Here is a 14,667-nt window from a genome sequence, read left to right as displayed (position 1 = left end):
TTTGCAGCGGGATGATGATCATCGAGGCGACAAGCGCGCCGGAGACCGTCGCGTAGTGGTTGTTCATGAACATCGGACGAGTCCAGGGCAGCAGCGCACCGATGGCGATGACCGACACCACCGCCAGCACCGCTGCCAGCGCGTAGCCCGCGCCGGACTTACAGTGCCTACGGCTCAAGCCGAGTTCGGCCCAGCCCAGACCATTGCACCGAACCAGGATCACCAGGCCGGCCGCGACGGCCGGTACCGTGGCGATACCCGCCCAGGGCGTGGTGAAGTGCGCGATCAGGTTGGTCAGCACCAGCACCACGACGATGACTGCGACGTCGACGTAGGTACGGAACTGGTGTAGCGCCGCCAGCTGAGACACCAGCGGATACACCGGGTGCCCTCCGTCCGCCGCGTACTCGGGTGTCTGCGTCGGTCCGTCCTCGATGTAGCGGAGCAACCCACCGCCGACCATTGGTGTCAGTGGTGCTCGCAGAGTACTCGCGCCGGGTCGCCGGTCGCAGTGTTCTGCGCGACCGCTTTTCCGGCGATCAAAACCTTGCAGCCGATTGATCCAGGCCCGACGCCCTGTGCACTCACCAAGTACACCGAGGCGGGAGTGTTTGCATCCTGCATCCAGCCGAGGAACTCCGTCGACCACGGTAGCGGCACATCCGCCGCATGGGCCTGGCCGTCGTTGGTTTGGTAGGTGACATATCCGGCTACACCGGAGCCGGTCAGCTCATAGCGGATCGTCGCCCTGGTTTTGTCCGGCGTCGCGCCGGCCACCGGCACACCCCAGACAGCCGCGGACCCGACGAAAAACCCGGCCAGCAGCGACATCGCTGGGCCGGACGCCCGGTTGCGTGGCGGTTGACCGATCATGGCCATCACCTTATTGCACCGACGCCGGTATGCATACCCGACGGGTGGTCTCACACCGTCAGTTCGCCCAGTGGCGCCTGTAGGTCGGCCACCCGGTCCGGGTCCACCGGCGCCTGCGACCGGATCAGGGCCTTGATGTCGTCCAGCCCCTCCCAGATGTTGACATTCATCCCGGCCAGCACCCGGTTATCGCGGCCCAGCCAGAAGGTGGTGAACTGCCGGCCGTCGACATCGCCGCGGAACATCACCCGGTCGTATGCCGGCGCATGGCCGACGTACTCCATGCCGAGGTCGTACTGGTCGGTGAAAAAGTACGGTAGTTCGGCGTATTCTGCGCGTTCACCGAGCATTCCGGCCACCGCCACCGCCGGCTGTTTGAGCGCATTCGCCCAGTGCTCGGTGCGGACCCGGCCGCCCAGCAGCGGATGCTCGGCCGCAGCGATGTCGCCGACCGCGTAGATGTCGGGGTCGCTGCTGCGCAGTGTCGTGTCGACCAGCACACCGCCGTCACCGAGAGAAAGCCCCGCCTGCTCGGCGAGTTCGACGTTGGGCTGGGCGCCGACGGCGACCAGCACCGCGTCCGCGGCGATCTGGGAACCATCGCCCAGCCGCAGTCCGGTAGCGGTGCCGTCGGTGGTCGTGATCTCGGTGACGGCAGCCCCCAGCCGCAGGTCGACTCCGTGCTCGCGGTGCAGTTTGGCGAAAAGCTCACCGTTCTGTTCGCCCAGAGCGGCCAGTAGCGGCACTTTGGCGGTCTCGACCACGGTGACGTCGACTCCGCGCTGCCGGGCGCCGGCGGCCACCTCGAGGCCGATCCATCCCGCGCCCACCACCGCCAGCGAAGAGCCTTCGGCCAGTGCGGAATCCAACGCTGACGCGTCGTCGATCGTACGCAGATAGTGCACCCGGTCGGCGTCGGAGCCGGGGATGGGTAAACGGCGTGACCGGGAACCGGTGGCCAGCAGCAGCTTGTCATAGTGCACGTTGTCTCCGTCGGCGAGGCCGACGGTGTGCCCGGGGGGGTCGAGCGATACCCCACGGGTGCTCAGCCGGAGGTCGACATCGTGTTCGCGGTACCAGTCTTTTGAGTTCACCGTGAAGTCGCTCAGCGTCTTTTTGCCCGCCAGAAATTCCTTGGACAGCGGCGGACGCTCGTACGGCAGCTGCCGCTCTTCGGCGAGCAGCACAATGGTCCCGTCGAAACCCTTGTCGCGCAGGGCTTCTGCTGCCTTCGCGCCGGCCAGGCCACCACCGACAATGACGAATGCGGCCGACGCTGCCATGATGGCTCCTCCGTTCTGCTCGTCGCCACCTTACCTCGCCCGGTCCGCCCGGTCGCACGGTCCGGGCCGTCAAGCGGCCACGTGGGCGCGAAACGTCCGCGTCGGGTGACAGCCTGGTCAGCGCCCTGGTCAGCGCCGTGGTCAGCGCTCTGCGCCCGGTCGGCCGATCGGCACCAGCCGGTGCAACTGGGTGACGTGCTTCGGTGACAGCTCTTCCAGGCAGGTCACGCCGAGCAACCGCATGGTGCGGGTCAGCTGCTCGGACAGGATCTCGATGGCGCGGTTGACGCCGGTCTCACCGCCGGCCATCAGGCCGTATAGATAGGCCCGCCCGATCAACGTGCAACGCGCTCCCAGGGCGACCGCTGCCACTACGTCAGCACCGGACATGATGCCGGTGTCCAGCAGGATCTCGGTGTCTGCGCCCAGCTCACGGGCCACTACCGGCAGCAGGTGAAACGGTACCGGCGCCCGGTCGAGCTGGCGCCCACCGTGGTTGGACAACACGATGCCGTCGACGCCGCGATCGACCACGGCGCGGGCGTCGTCGAGGGTCTGAACGCCCTTGGTGACCAGCTTGGCGGGCCACTGGCCCCTGATCCAGCTCAGGTCCTCGAAGGTCAGGCTGGCTTCGAACATGGTGTCCATGTACTCGGCGACGGTGCCCGGCAACCGGTCCAGCGACGCGAACGTCAGCGGTTGGGTGGTCAGCAGGTCGAACCACCAGCGCGGGTGCCCGACCGCATCCAGCACGGTCCGCAGTGTCAGCGCCGGCGGGATGGCCATCCCGTTGCGGGTGTCGCGCAGCCGTGCGCCGGCGACCGGACAGTCGACCGTGGCCAGCAGCGTGTCGAAACCCGCGGCGGCGGCGCGGCGCAGCAGATCCATCGACCGGTCCCGGTCACGCCACATGTACAGCTGGAACCAGTGGCGGCCGTGCGGTGCCGCGTTGCTCACGTCTTCGATCGATGCGGTGCCCAACGTCGACAGCGAAAACGGGATCCCGGCAGTCGCCGCGGCGCGGGCGCCGGCGATCTCACCTTCGGTCTGCATCAACCGGGTGAAGCCGGTCGGTGCGATCCCGAACGGTACCGTGACCGGGCCGCCGAGAACGTCCCAACCGGTGCGCACCGTGCTGACGTCGCGCAGGATGTTCGGGTGGAACTCGATGTCGCGGAAGGCCTGCCGGGCGCGTCCGAGCGACAGCTCTTCCTCGGCGGCTCCGTCGGTGTAGTCGAACGCCGCCTTCGGCGTACGGTGTTTCGCGATGCGGCGCAGATCGTGGATGGTCAGCGCGGCCTCCAGCCGATGCCTGGTGCGGCCCAGCCGGGGCTTGCGCAGGCGGATCAGCGGTGCGAGGTCGCCGGGTTTCGGAACCCGTCGTTTGGTCGCCATCTCTGGCTAGCCCGATAACCTCAAGGTGCACTCGGCTTGTACTCGGCCTCGTACAGCGCTTTCATCCGGTCTTCGAGTGTCGGTGCCGGACCGTCGACCACCGCCTTGGGCACCACCGCCGTGATCGGCAGCGGCGCCACCGGCGTCGCCGGCGCATGCCACTCGGCGAGCCACTGGGCCAGCTGTGCTGCCGATGTCGCGTACGCGATGCGCCCCAGGCCGACCCAGCCATGGGCCGCTGCGCACATCGGGCAGTGCTCGCAGGAGGCGTACACGGTGGCTCGGACCCGGCGCACCGGCGCCAAGTTCGTTGCCGCCCACCGGGCGATGGCGAACTCGGGGTGCTGCGTGAGGTCACCGTCGCCGGTTCGGTTGTGGTCCTCGTAGAGAATCCGGCCATCGGCACCGACCAGAAGTGCACCGAACGGCGCGTGCCCGTTGTCGAGCGCGGTGCGCGCCAATTCCACGCAGCGACCCAGGTATTCGAGATCGACATCGCTCAGTGCCACGGGTGAGCAGTCTACGGCCTCACCGCCTGATCAGATGTCCGGCCCGGGCCAGGCCTATCAGGCTGCAGTGGTGGTGCCCCAGATCGACGACGCGCGGGACGAGTTCACCGGCCGGCGGGCGCGGCTGCTGGTCAGGACGCCGCGACGGGGGTGATTTCCAGTGCCAGGTGCCTGAGCGAGTCGTTGGCTGCACACATCGGCATAGTGGCCAGGGTGTCGGCGATGATGCCCCGCACCGTCCGCCGGCACCGGCCGCAGTCACCACCGGCGCCGCACAGGGCCGCGACCTCCCTTGACGTCGTCGCGCCAGCCGCGACGGCGTCGGACACCATCTGATTGGTGGCCCCCACACACAGACACACGTACACCGCGCTACTCCCGCCGACCCGCCTCCAGCCTCATGTTAGTGGAGTCTAACCTAAGTTAGCCCGGCTGTGCAGGGACGTGCGGTGTCGAAACGGTCACAAGTGATCCGCCTCGTCGGCGCCACGTCGGTGCGGACGCACCGAGTCGAGGTCAGCGGAGGTTAGCGGCTGCGTTGGCCAGACCCGCAACCGCCGCCTGCACTAGATTGGACACGGCGCGATGCGACGGCCTTCACACCCAAGGAGCAATCATGCACGGTGATCCGGATGTTCTACGTCTGCTCAACGAACAACTGACCAGCGAGCTCACCGCGATCAACCAATACTTTCTGCACTGCAAAATGCAAGACAATTGGGGTTTCACCACGCTCGCTGCACGCACCCGCGAGGAATCGTTCGAGGAGATGCGACACGCCGAAGCGGTGACGGACCGGATTCTTCTGCTCGACGGTTTGCCGAACTACCAACGCATCGGGTCAATACGCATCGGCCAGACCCTGCGCGAGCAGTTCGAAAGCGATCTCGGACTCGAACTTGACGTGCTGAACAGGCTCAAGCCCGGCATCGTCATGTGCCGGGAAAAGCAGGACAGCACCACGGCCAAGCTGCTCGAAGTCATCGTCTCCGATGAGGAAAACCACATCGACTATCTGCAAACCCAGCTCGAACTGATGGACAAGCTGGGTGAGGCGCTGTACACGGCGCAGTGCGTGGCCCGCCCGCCGAGCTGACGACCGCGTAGCCGATGCTGCACGTCGGTCAGGCCGACTCGGCCACGGCCTTGATGCGTTCCAGCGTCAAGCGCATGTCGCGGATGTTGCTGCGCTGCCGCAGAAACCCGCCGAACACCCAATAATACAGGGCGGTCAGGGGAGAGCCGGCCATCCTGAACGACTCGGTGACGTCGGTGCCGTCCGCGGTGGGGGTCAGCCGGTAATGCCAGTGGTTCACCGGTCGGTCCCCGACCAGAACCTGGAATCCGAACTCGCGGGCCGGTTCACACTCGGTGACGCGACACGTCGTCCAGTACACCGGCCCGATCCCGTTGCGGCGAACGTGTCCACGGAAGCGCGCGCCGACCGCGGGCCCGGTGGCGCCTCCGAGCCACTGGGCTTCGAAGGTCTCCGGAGAGAACCGCCCGGTGTTGCGGACATCCGCGATCAGATCCCAGATCTGCTGCGCGGGAGCCGCCATGCGAATCGTCACCGAACCCTGCACGGACCTGCTCCAAACACTTCGCCGAACGACTGCGGAACACAGCGGGACATTGGAAGCTCAGGGAAGGTTAGCCACCCGACTCACTGGAGCTGGAACTGCTTCCACCACTGCTGGCGCCAAGGTGGCTCTGCAGGTCAGGCTTCATCGCCTGCAACTGCTGCCCCCAGTATTCCCAGCTGTGGGTGCCGTAGTCCGGGAAGTTGAACACGGCGTTGTGGCCGCCGGCAGCGGTGTAGGCATCCTGGAACTTCTTGTTGGCGCCGATCATGAAGTTGCTCTCCAGGAATGTGGCGGGGATGTTGTTGCCGCCCAACTCGTTCGCGGTGCCGTTACCGCAGTACACCCAGAGCCGGGTGTCGTTGGCGACCAGTGCGGCGACGTTGACGGTCGGGTCGTTGCGCTGCCAGGCCGGGTCACTGTCGGGACCCCACATATCTTCCTTCTTGTAACCACCGGCATCACCCATCGACAGTCCGATCCAACCTTGCCCCTCCGAAGGCTGGAGGTAGCCCGACAGCGAGCCGGCGTAGATGAACCGGTCCGGATGGTAGATCGCAAAGTTCATTGCGGAAACCCCGGCCATCGAGATGCCGACCGCCGCAGCGCCGGTCGACTTGACGCCTTGGTCCGAAGCCAGGAACTGCGGCAGCTCGCTGGTCATGAACGTCTCCCACTTGTAGGTCGAGCAACCGGCCTTGCCGCAGGCCGGCTGGTACCAGTCGGTGTAGAAGCTGGACTGCCCGCCCACCGGCATCGCGACCGACAACCCGGACTGGTAGTACCACTCGAACGCCGGGGTGTTGATGTCCCAGCCGTTGTAGTCGTCCTGGGCGCGCAGGCCGTCGAGCAGGTAGACAACCGGCGAGCCGGAGCCGCCGCTTTGGAATTGGACCTTGATGTCGCGGCCCATCGACGCCGACGGCACCTGTAGATAGTCGACGGGCAGACCGGGCCGCGAGAACGCGCCGGCAGTTGCGTCACTTCCCACGAGACCGATCAATCCCGGCAGTGCCGCGGCTATTGTCGCGCCGATCAGAAGTCGGCGTGCCCAACCACGCATCATCGTGGTCACGTCTGTCATAGCTGGCCCCTTGTCATATGCCATCCGGCGCGTGCTCTCGGAAATGTACCGAAAAGTACCAAATGTGTCGATCGCGACGCGATACGCGTGACAACATTGTGACGGCTCCCGGGTTGGGCCGGCAACTCGTCGTCCCTATCGTCCCAGACGTCCCAGACGTCCTGATCGTCATTTTCGCCGGTCGCCTCGGGTACCCGACTCAGCAGAGAGTACCGGAAACCTCGACCGGGGGCCAAAGTAGCCAGCGCTGTGCCACCCGCGTAGGCTCGCCTGCGGTAAGCCGACCGGACCACACCGCAGACCGTGACGATTAAGGTGCGAGATTTTTGGATACGCTACTCGGCCTGTCGATAAGGCCAGCCACGGTAGGGTGGGTCCTGGTCGACGGGTCGGATATCGATACGACGCTGGCCCGTGCGGAAGTCACCGTCGGACGGCATCGCGGTGGGGTCGGTGCCGTCGATGCCTCGGAGCAGGTGACAGCGGTTGTGCAGCGCGCGCAGGCGATGCTGAAAGCGCAGGGCCGACGGCTGGGTGGCGTCGGCGTGACCTGGAGTGCCGATGCCGCCGCAGAGGCCGCGCTGCTGCTGGAGTATCTGGCCGGCGCCGGGTTCGACAACGTCGTACCGGTTCGGCTGGACCGGGCCGCCGAGGCGATGGCCGAGGGGATCGGTGGGTCAGAGCAGGCGGCGGTCTGTGTCATCGAACCGGGCTCGGCGACGCTGGTGATGGCACATGACTCCGGTAATGACGCTTCGGCGGTCATCCGGCAGTCCCTTGACCGAGAAGTTGGCGCAGATTACTTGGTCAACTGGCTCACAACACTTTTTGAACGAGGCGCTTCGCGCCCGGACGTGCTGGTGATCGCCGGGCCGGACGAGTGCCGGGATGCTCTCGCGGTGCGACTGGAAGCGGAGCTGACGATGCCGGTGTTCGTTCAGGCCGGAGTGCAACTGGCACTGGCCCGCGGTGCCGCATTGGCTGGACCGGGCATGGGTATCGCCGATACGGGGCCGGATGAGGCGTCGCCGCCAGATGCCGACAAGGGCGAGGCGGGCCGGCGGCGGTCGCAGGCATTGCCCTACGCCGGCGCTCTGGTGATGTTGGCCGTCAGCGTGCCCACCTTCGTGGTTTCGCTGTCCGTCGTGCTGAGTCTGCAGTTGGCTCCGGCAAATGACCGGCGGCCGGCCGAACAGGTGGTTCAGGCGGCTCAAGCGGCTCAGACGGCCCAGGTGGCTCAGGTGGCTCAGGTGGCTCAGGTGGCGATAACACCGCCTGCCCCCGCGTCACCACCGGCGGAGGCCCCGGGACCGTCGATCGATGCCATGCCGGAAGGAGCCGCTGCATTCCAGCCGGTGTGGGAGCTCTCGCCATTCGGCGAAGAGGTGGCCGCCCAGGTAACGCCGGCACCGGCGGTGGCGCCGCAGCCGGACCCCAGCCCGTCCCTGCTGAGCCGGGCGCTCAACCGTCTTCGCAATCTGCACGGTCACTGATCCCCAGAACGCCCTGGTCGTCGAGGCGCTCCCGGGCACCAGCAATCAGCTGATTCCTGACGGCGCGTTCCGCCGACCCGCTAGGCTGCAGCGCAGGGCTGGCATAAACATTTTCAGTACCGGCCCGCTGCACTGGATCCGAGGACGAAAAATGATTCGAGAACTAGCTGTCGCGACCATTGCCGCGGGTGCGGCCATTGCCGCGGCGCCGGCCGCCGGCGCCGACACAAAGTCCTACCCCGGAGACGTGCCGGGCATGGTCGAAGGCGCCACGCAGGGCTATGCCTGCGACAACTGGGAGCGCTTCACCTTCGGGCACGGCCCCAACGGTCAGGCGTTGACATGCCACTTCATCCCCAATCAGTACCCGGACCCGCTGCGGGGGACGCCAACCTCCGGCGGGTACTGGATGATCTCGTATCCGCTCTACGGCGTCCAGGACATCGGTGCGCCGTGCCCGGGTTCGCAGTCGGCGGCACAGACTCCCGACGGGCTGCCGCTGCTGTGTGTGGGAGCCCGGGGCTGGCAGCCGGGGATATTCGTCGGCGGCAGCGGTCCTTACCTGCCTCCGGGGATCGTTCCGTATCCCTTGGAAGAGCCCCCGCAGCCCGGTTTCGGCATATTCAGAGGCTGAAACCCAGCTCGCTATCGCCAGGCCGCAGGGTTTCACCATGACGGAAGCTGAATTCACGCCGCAATCCCGGTTGCGCTCCTGGGCCCATTCGTGGGCTTACGCCCTTCGCACCACCAACCCGCCGCCCGGCGACGAACCGATCGACGCCGTCACCCGCTGGATAGTGGTCAGCCGGGCCGCCGTGCTGCCGATGACGCTGTTCGCCGGCCTGGTGGCGGCGCTACTGGCCGTCGGCCGCCCCGGGTTGGACTGGCGCTGGCTCGGGCTGGCACTGGTCGGGATCATCGCCGCGCATATCGCCAACAACCTGATGAACGACCTGTACGACACCCAGGCCGGCAGTGACAGTGCCGGCTACCCGCGGGCGCTCTACGCCCCGCATCCGGTGTTGTCCGGGCTGGTCAGCCGTCGCACCCTGGCGTTGGCGATCCTCGCGGTGAACCTCGTCGACCTGGCGATACTGGTCGTTTTGACATGGGCGCGCGGCTGGCTGGTAGCGGCTTTCGCGCTCGGCGGCTTCGTGCTCAGCGTCGCCTACACGGCGCCGCCGCTGCGGCTGAAGAAGCGCGGCCTCGGTGAACTCGACGTCCTGGTCGTCTGGGGCCCGCTGATGGTGTGCGGAACCTACTACGCGGCGGTCGGGGCGATCGGCTGGCTGGTGGTGCTGGCGTCGCTGCCGTACGGGCTGTTGTGCACCACGGTGCTGATGGGCAAGCACATCGACAAGATCCGCTATGACGAGCCGCTCGGCATCGCAACGCTGCCGGTGCTGCTCGGCGACGTCCGCGCCCGCGCCGTGACGTTGGCCATGATGGTCTGCTTCTATCTACTGGTCGTCGTGGCGGTGCTGGCGGCGGCGCTGCCGTGGCCGGCGCTGGTCGTCGCTGCTGCGCTGCCGCGGCTGGTGAAGATCTGGCCGTACTTCCGTCGCCCGCCACCCGACCAGCCGCCGCCCGACTACCCGGTGTGGCCGCTGTGGTATGCCGCGCTGGCCTGGGTGCACGTCCGCCTGGCCGGTGCGCTGCTGGTGGTAGGTCTGGCGATCGGCGCGCTGGTCGCGGCCGTTACCTGAGTCTTGACGATGTGGCCATCACCGCAATCCTCCTTGCCGTCGCAGGCCATGGAACCACGGCGAATCTGCTGGGAACGCCCATGATTCGGTTGCGGACCCTCGGTCCGGGCGGCACCCGCCTCGTCGGCGGAGTCGACCCGGAGGATCCGGAGCTGATCACCGAGCTACTCCGCCTAGATGGCCCGGTGCAGGCAACCGCGCGCACGGCAACCGAAGATCACCGCATCGGCGATACCGAAATACGCGCCGGCCAACAAGTACTCATTGCTATCGCCGCCGCCAACCACGATCCGTCCGTCTTCGCCTGGCGGGACACGCCGGCCACCCGCGGGCCGCTGCACCTTCCGGTGGTGTTTCACTGATGCCGTCCATGCACGGTATCGATCGGGCGACAGGCCGCGCCATCGCGCTGATCGTGCTGCTCGTCCTGGCCGCCGCCGCCCTGCGCGGGTACGTTCCGGCCGCGGAGCACACGCAGCGCCGGCAGGCGGCCGAAAGCCCGGCGGCGCTGCTCGTCGTTATCGTGCTGCTCGGTTCGTCGTTGATCGTCATCGCGGTGTCGATCATCGCCCGGCTGCGGAACCGGCGGGCGGCGGCGAGCGAAATCCGCGCGCTTCCCACCGGGCTGAGCGGCGATAACGGGCGGTCGAGTTGGCGGGTGGTGCTGGTCGGGCTCGCGGTGATATCGGCCTGGCTGGTGATTACCTGGCTGCTGACCAGGCTGGTCGGCCAGCACGGTTTCGTGGTGCACACCCCCGGGATGCACACCAATGTGCCTGCAACCGGTACCGCCCCGCCCTCGACAGATACCGCAACGCCACTGGAACGGCCACAGCCGAATTCGGGCGGCGACATGTTCGGATACCTCGCGGCCACAGCTTTCGGCATGCTGCTGTTGACCGCAGCAGCGGCGGTTATCGCGGCCCGCACCCGGCGCAGCGGACCGACGCCGGCCAGCTTGTCCGATAAACCTCTCGTTGCCGGTGCGGCTGTCGCAGGACCGGAATCTCTTGCCCGGGCAGCAGAACTCGGACTGGCACAGGTCGGCGACCTGAGCCGCGAACCGCGCGAAGCCATCATCGGCTGTTACGCGGCGATGGAACGCGAACTCGCTCACCTCCCCGATGCCGTGCCGCAGGATTACGACACGCCGACCGAAGTGCTGGCCAGAGCCGTCGACCACCATGCCCTGACCGCAGACAACGCAAGACAGCTGGTGAACCTGTTCGCGGAAGCGCGGTTCAGCTCGCACCTGATGACCGAACAGCATCGCGGGGACGCGGTCCGAATACTTGCGCTTGTGCTCGCCGAGATGCGGAGCCCGGCATGAAGAAGTTGCTGATCCTGGGCGTGCTGCTGATCCTGGGCGTCGAGCTTCTTGCACTGTTGCTGCACCAACGTCAGCTCCTGCTGTGGGCGTCAGGTGGTGCGCTGGCGTTCCTGCTGCTCGGTATTCGCCGACTGTTGGGTGGGGACGGCGTTGATGCCGGGTCGGACCAGAAAAATACGCAGGCAACCGGAGATGCTTTGCACCGCTGGATGTCCGGCGCCGAAACCCGTATTCGCTGGTCGGAGTCCACCCGGACGGACTGGGATCGGCACTGGCGTCCCGTCCTCGCCCGGAGATTTGAGATCACCACCGGCCACCGGCATGCGAAGGATTCGACAGCATTCGACGACACCGGCCGGATACTGTTCGGCGCCAAGCTGTGGGAGTGGGTCGATCCGCACAACGTCGCGCGCGCCGGTGGCCGCGAACCTGGGCCCGGCCGGGCGGTGCTGGAGGAGATCCTGCAACGACTGGAGCAGCGATGACCACAGGCCTGCCGGAGTCGTCGGGAGGTCTACTGGAGACCACCACCGCGCACTGCAAGGCGGTGCTCGACGAAATCGAGCGGGTCGTGGTGGGGAAGCGCTCCGCGCTTGCGCTCATCCTCACCACCGTCCTCGCCCGTGGTCACGTGCTCATCGAAGACCTTCCGGGCCTGGGAAAGACGCTGATCGCCCGGTCGTTCGCAGCCGCGCTGGGACTCGGCTTCACCCGCGTGCAGTTCACACCCGATCTGCTGCCCGCAGACCTACTCGGTTCGACCGTCTACGACATGCAATCGGGCCATTTCGAGTTCCGCCGCGGCCCGATCTTCACCAATCTGCTGCTCGCCGACGAGATCAACCGCACACCACCCAAGACCCAGGCAGCGCTGCTGGAGGCGATGGCCGAAGGCCAGGTCAGCATCGACGGTGAAACCCACAAGCTGCCTGTCCCGTTCGTCGTTTTGGCGACCGACAACCCGATCGAGTACGAGGGCACCTACCCGCTACCGGAGGCGCAGCTGGACCGGTTCGCGATCAGGCTGGAACTGCGCTACCTGTCGGAGCGTGACGAAGCCTTCATGCTGCGCCGCCGGCTCGACCGGGGCTCGGCAGAGACGACGGTGAGTCAAGTCGTCAACGCCCATGACCTGGTGGCTATGCGCGAATCCGTCGAGCAGGTCAGTGTGCACGAGGATGTGCTGCACTATGTGGTGTCGCTGGCTACCGCCACCCGGCACCACCCGCAGGTCGCGGTGGGCGCCAGCCCCAGAACGGAACTCGACCTGGTCCAGCTCGCCCGGGCGCGGGCGCTGCTGCTGGGCCGCGATTACGTGATACCCGAGGATGTCAAGGCGCTCGCCATGCCCGCTATAGCCCACCGGATCACCCTGCGGCCGGAGATGTGGGTGCGTCGCATTCAAGGTTCTGACGTGGTGGATGAGCTGCTGCGGCGGCTACCGGTACCGCGAATGGGCACGTCGGGGTGACGGCAATGTCGGAGCCGCACAAAGCCGACGTTGAGTTTCGTTGGCGGGCATCGCCATTGACGCTAGCTATCTCTAGCTGCGCTGTGGCGGCGTTGGCTGCGGCGGTGATCGCGTCGCGCTGGCAGCTCATTGCGTTCGCCGCCCCGCTGCTGGGCGTGCTGGCCTCGGTCAACTGGCAACCGTCGGCACCGACGATCCGGGTGCGCGCGCAGCCCGCGTCGCAGCGCTGTTTCGAAGGCGAGCAGGCCCGATTGACTGCCTGGGCGACCCCCGAGGCTGCCGGCGCACAGGTCGACCTGTCCGTTTCATCCCACCCAGCAATGCGGGTCGACGTCGTCGGCCTCGATACCGCGTTTCCGGGATCGCGGAAAACCGTGGCGGCCATTGCCGAACGCTGGGGCCGATACCCGATTCGGGCACAGGTCGGCGTCACGGCACGGGGCGGTTTGCTGTCCGGAACCGGGGTGGCCGAAGTGGCCGAGATCGATGTGTTTCCGTTGACTCCACCGCAGTCGACGCCGATCCCACGCACCGAGTTACTCGATCGCCTGGGCACCCACCTGACGCGACACATCGGCCGGGGCGTCGAGTACGCCGACATTCGCGCCTACGTGCCCGGCGACCCGCTGCGCGCGGTCAATTGGCCGGTCAGCGCGCGCCGCCGAAGCTTGCACGTGACACAGCGATTGACAGACCGCGCGGCCGACGTGGTGGTGTTGGTCGACACCTATGCCCAGCCTCGCGGGCCCGCTACCGAGGCCACCGAACGGACGGTACGCGGCGCAGCACAAGTGGTACAGACGGCACTACGCAACGGCGATCGCGCCGGAATCGTCGCACTCGGTGACCGACGCCCCCGCTGGCTGGGCGCCGACATCGGGCACCGACAGTTTTACCGGGTACTCGACGCCGTGCTCGGTGCCGGTGGGGCGGATGGGGCAGCCGGGGCATTCGAAACCACCACCGGCACCCTGGCACCCCGGGCGGCTGTCCCACCGGGTGCGGTGGTTGTCGCGTTCTCCACCCTGCTCGATACCGAGTTCACGCTTGCGCTGATCGACTTACGGAAACGCGGACACTTCGTCTTGGCTGTCGACGTTCTTCCGGGTTCCCCGTTCGAGGACGCACCGGATCCGCTGGTCACGCGCATGTGGCAACTGCAGCGCTCCACCATGTACCGCGACATGGCCACCGTCGGCGTCGACGTAGTGCCCTGGCCGCAGGATCAACCGCTGGAGCAGTCGATGCGCCTGGTGACCGGTCGTCGCCGCCCCCGATCCGGGGTGCGATGACATGATCCATGCGATGAAAAAGCCGACGGTTCACACACTTGCCGCCGCGTGCGGCCTTCTGATGGCCTTCGCGGCGGGGATCGGATCGCACGAGCCGGCGGCAGCGGTGGCGATGCTCGCCGCTGCCACAGTGCTGGTCGGCTTGGTTCTGCGGCAGGCTGCGACGCTGGCGGTGCTGCTCGCCGTGGCCACGATCGTGCTCTCCGATCCGGCACCGGTGCTTGCCGCGGTATCCGGGCTTGCCGCGCTGGCATACCTGCTGTTGCGGTACGCGGCCGGGGGCGCAGCTACGGTGACCGTGCCGACGGTGGTTGCCGCAGTTGGGTTTACCTTTGTCGGACTGGCGGCGACGGCGTTTCCGCTGCAGGTGTCATGGTTGCCGTTGTTAGCGCCACTGGCAGCGTTCGGGTGTTACGCGCTGGTCACCCACCCGTTCGTGGGGGAGTAACGAACCGTTAAGGGCCGTCTTCGTCGCCGTCTCGGTCTTCGTGGTGGAGGAGTTTTTCGGGGTGGTGATACCGGTTGATGCGGGGTTGGCCGTAGTCGAGATGGCGGGGTGGAATGGTTTCGGTTTCTCCGCGGTGATTGCGGCGGGTTTTCCAGCCGCCGGTGGTGATGATCTCGTGGTGGCATCCGCAGCGCAGGGTCAAC

The 14,667-nt window shown here is 67.0% G+C and carries 15 protein-coding genes and 4 pseudogenes; 10 read left to right on the top strand and 9 right to left on the bottom strand.

Annotated features, from left to right (window positions below):
• From AC2VON_RS06995 to AC2VON_RS06970, 6 genes and pseudogenes are all read right to left on the bottom strand, one after another.
• Positions 1 to 463: pseudogene (locus tag AC2VON_RS06995) on the bottom strand (hypothetical protein); the annotation flags it as partial.
• A gap of 5 nt (positions 464 to 468) precedes the next feature.
• Positions 469 to 873 carry an MmpS family transport accessory protein gene (locus AC2VON_RS06990; RefSeq protein ID WP_486952290.1) on the bottom strand — a complete coding sequence of 135 codons (405 nt, stop codon included), beginning with the start codon at positions 871 to 873 and terminating at the stop codon, positions 469 to 471.
• A gap of 50 nt (positions 874 to 923) precedes the next feature.
• A complete protein-coding gene (locus tag AC2VON_RS06985; RefSeq protein WP_486952289.1) occupies positions 924 to 2,156 on the bottom strand; it encodes an NAD(P)/FAD-dependent oxidoreductase in 1,233 nt (410 codons plus the stop codon).
• Between the two features lie 141 nt (positions 2,157 to 2,297).
• Positions 2,298 to 3,551: an alpha-hydroxy acid oxidase gene (locus AC2VON_RS06980; RefSeq protein WP_486952288.1), complete on the bottom strand. Its 1,254-nt coding sequence runs from the start codon at positions 3,549 to 3,551 to the stop codon at positions 2,298 to 2,300.
• A gap of 20 nt (positions 3,552 to 3,571) precedes the next feature.
• Positions 3,572 to 4,060, bottom strand: coding sequence for a nucleoside deaminase (locus tag AC2VON_RS06975; RefSeq protein WP_486952287.1), 489 nt, complete (start codon positions 4,058 to 4,060; stop codon positions 3,572 to 3,574).
• A gap of 131 nt (positions 4,061 to 4,191) precedes the next feature.
• Positions 4,192 to 4,428 carry a (2Fe-2S)-binding protein gene (locus tag AC2VON_RS06970; protein ID WP_486952286.1) on the bottom strand — a complete coding sequence of 79 codons (237 nt, stop codon included), beginning with the start codon at positions 4,426 to 4,428 and terminating at the stop codon, positions 4,192 to 4,194.
• A 248-nt stretch (positions 4,429 to 4,676) separates the two neighbouring features.
• Here AC2VON_RS06970 and bfr point away from each other — a divergent pair, with 248 nt between their 5' ends.
• On the top strand, positions 4,677 to 5,156 hold the full coding sequence (bfr, locus tag AC2VON_RS06965) for a bacterioferritin (protein WP_486952285.1): 480 nt from the start codon (positions 4,677 to 4,679) through the stop codon (positions 5,154 to 5,156).
• A 28-nt stretch (positions 5,157 to 5,184) separates the two neighbouring features.
• Here bfr and AC2VON_RS06960 read toward each other — a convergent pair.
• Positions 5,185 to 5,683 (bottom strand): annotated as a pseudogene (locus AC2VON_RS06960) (SRPBCC family protein).
• Between the two features lie 27 nt (positions 5,684 to 5,710).
• Positions 5,711 to 6,724 (bottom strand): esterase family protein, encoded by a 1,014-nt coding sequence (locus AC2VON_RS06955; RefSeq protein ID WP_486952284.1) that lies wholly within the window; start codon positions 6,722 to 6,724, stop codon positions 5,711 to 5,713.
• Positions 6,725 to 7,050: 326 nt separating this feature from the next.
• Here AC2VON_RS06955 and AC2VON_RS06950 point away from each other — a divergent pair, with 326 nt between their 5' ends.
• From AC2VON_RS06950 to AC2VON_RS06910, 9 genes and pseudogenes are all read left to right on the top strand, one after another.
• A complete protein-coding gene (locus AC2VON_RS06950; protein WP_486952283.1) occupies positions 7,051 to 8,217 on the top strand; it encodes a DUF7159 family protein in 1,167 nt (388 codons plus the stop codon).
• Between the two features lie 151 nt (positions 8,218 to 8,368).
• Positions 8,369 to 8,851, top strand: a complete 483-nt coding sequence (locus AC2VON_RS06945) for a hypothetical protein (RefSeq protein WP_486952282.1) — start codon at positions 8,369 to 8,371, stop codon at positions 8,849 to 8,851.
• A gap of 37 nt (positions 8,852 to 8,888) precedes the next feature.
• Positions 8,889 to 9,923 (top strand): prenyltransferase, encoded by a 1,035-nt coding sequence (locus tag AC2VON_RS06940; protein ID WP_486952281.1) that lies wholly within the window; start codon positions 8,889 to 8,891, stop codon positions 9,921 to 9,923.
• Positions 9,920 to 10,285 (top strand): annotated as a pseudogene (locus AC2VON_RS06935) (cytochrome P450); the annotation flags it as partial. The gene AC2VON_RS06940 and the pseudogene AC2VON_RS06935, both read left to right, overlap by 4 nt.
• Positions 10,285 to 11,253, top strand: coding sequence for a DUF4129 domain-containing protein (locus AC2VON_RS06930; protein ID WP_486952280.1), 969 nt, complete (start codon positions 10,285 to 10,287; stop codon positions 11,251 to 11,253). The pseudogene AC2VON_RS06935 and the gene AC2VON_RS06930, both read left to right, overlap by 1 nt.
• Positions 11,250 to 11,738 carry a hypothetical protein gene (locus AC2VON_RS06925; RefSeq protein ID WP_486952279.1) on the top strand — a complete coding sequence of 163 codons (489 nt, stop codon included), beginning with the start codon at positions 11,250 to 11,252 and terminating at the stop codon, positions 11,736 to 11,738. Before AC2VON_RS06930 ends, AC2VON_RS06925 begins: the two co-directional genes overlap by 4 nt.
• Positions 11,735 to 12,724 carry an AAA family ATPase gene (locus AC2VON_RS06920; RefSeq protein WP_486952278.1) on the top strand — a complete coding sequence of 330 codons (990 nt, stop codon included), beginning with the start codon at positions 11,735 to 11,737 and terminating at the stop codon, positions 12,722 to 12,724. The genes AC2VON_RS06925 and AC2VON_RS06920 overlap by 4 nt, the downstream gene beginning before the upstream one ends.
• A 5-nt stretch (positions 12,725 to 12,729) precedes the next feature.
• Positions 12,730 to 14,016 carry a DUF58 domain-containing protein gene (locus tag AC2VON_RS06915; protein ID WP_486952277.1) on the top strand — a complete coding sequence of 429 codons (1,287 nt, stop codon included), beginning with the start codon at positions 12,730 to 12,732 and terminating at the stop codon, positions 14,014 to 14,016.
• A gap of 13 nt (positions 14,017 to 14,029) precedes the next feature.
• Positions 14,030 to 14,464 (top strand): hypothetical protein, encoded by a 435-nt coding sequence (locus tag AC2VON_RS06910; protein WP_486952276.1) that lies wholly within the window; start codon positions 14,030 to 14,032, stop codon positions 14,462 to 14,464.
• Between the two features lie 7 nt (positions 14,465 to 14,471).
• Here the strand turns inward: AC2VON_RS06910 and AC2VON_RS06905 are convergent.
• Positions 14,472 to 14,667 (bottom strand): annotated as a pseudogene (locus AC2VON_RS06905) (HNH endonuclease signature motif containing protein); the annotation flags it as partial.

The sequence above is a fragment of the Mycobacterium sp. TH-M82 genome, from assembly GCF_057473605.1.
This window is presented reverse-complemented; position numbering and strand designations above follow the sequence as displayed.

What these genes read in the sequence shown, in the direction of transcription:
- AC2VON_RS06920 (WP_486952278.1), top strand. Translation starts at nt 11,735, where the DNA reads ATGACCACAGGCCTGCCGGAGTCGTCGGGAGGTCTACTGGAGACCACC.
- bfr (WP_486952285.1), top strand. Translation starts at nt 4,677, where the DNA reads ATGCACGGTGATCCGGATGTTCTACGTCTGCTCAACGAACAACTGACC.
- AC2VON_RS06980 (WP_486952288.1), bottom strand. Translation starts at nt 3,551, where the DNA reads ATGGCGACCAAACGACGGGTTCCGAAACCCGGCGACCTCGCACCGCTG.
- AC2VON_RS06990 (WP_486952290.1), bottom strand. Translation starts at nt 873, where the DNA reads ATGATCGGTCAACCGCCACGCAACCGGGCGTCCGGCCCAGCGATGTCG.
- AC2VON_RS06940 (WP_486952281.1), top strand. Translation starts at nt 8,889, where the DNA reads ATGACGGAAGCTGAATTCACGCCGCAATCCCGGTTGCGCTCCTGGGCC.
- AC2VON_RS06985 (WP_486952289.1), bottom strand. Translation starts at nt 2,156, where the DNA reads ATGGCAGCGTCGGCCGCATTCGTCATTGTCGGTGGTGGCCTGGCCGGC.
- AC2VON_RS06930 (WP_486952280.1), top strand. Translation starts at nt 10,285, where the DNA reads ATGCCGTCCATGCACGGTATCGATCGGGCGACAGGCCGCGCCATCGCG.
- AC2VON_RS06915 (WP_486952277.1), top strand. Translation starts at nt 12,730, where the DNA reads ATGTCGGAGCCGCACAAAGCCGACGTTGAGTTTCGTTGGCGGGCATCG.
- AC2VON_RS06945 (WP_486952282.1), top strand. Translation starts at nt 8,369, where the DNA reads ATGATTCGAGAACTAGCTGTCGCGACCATTGCCGCGGGTGCGGCCATT.
- AC2VON_RS06910 (WP_486952276.1), top strand. Translation starts at nt 14,030, where the DNA reads ATGAAAAAGCCGACGGTTCACACACTTGCCGCCGCGTGCGGCCTTCTG.
- AC2VON_RS06955 (WP_486952284.1), bottom strand. Translation starts at nt 6,724, where the DNA reads ATGACAGACGTGACCACGATGATGCGTGGTTGGGCACGCCGACTTCTG.
- AC2VON_RS06925 (WP_486952279.1), top strand. Translation starts at nt 11,250, where the DNA reads ATGAAGAAGTTGCTGATCCTGGGCGTGCTGCTGATCCTGGGCGTCGAG.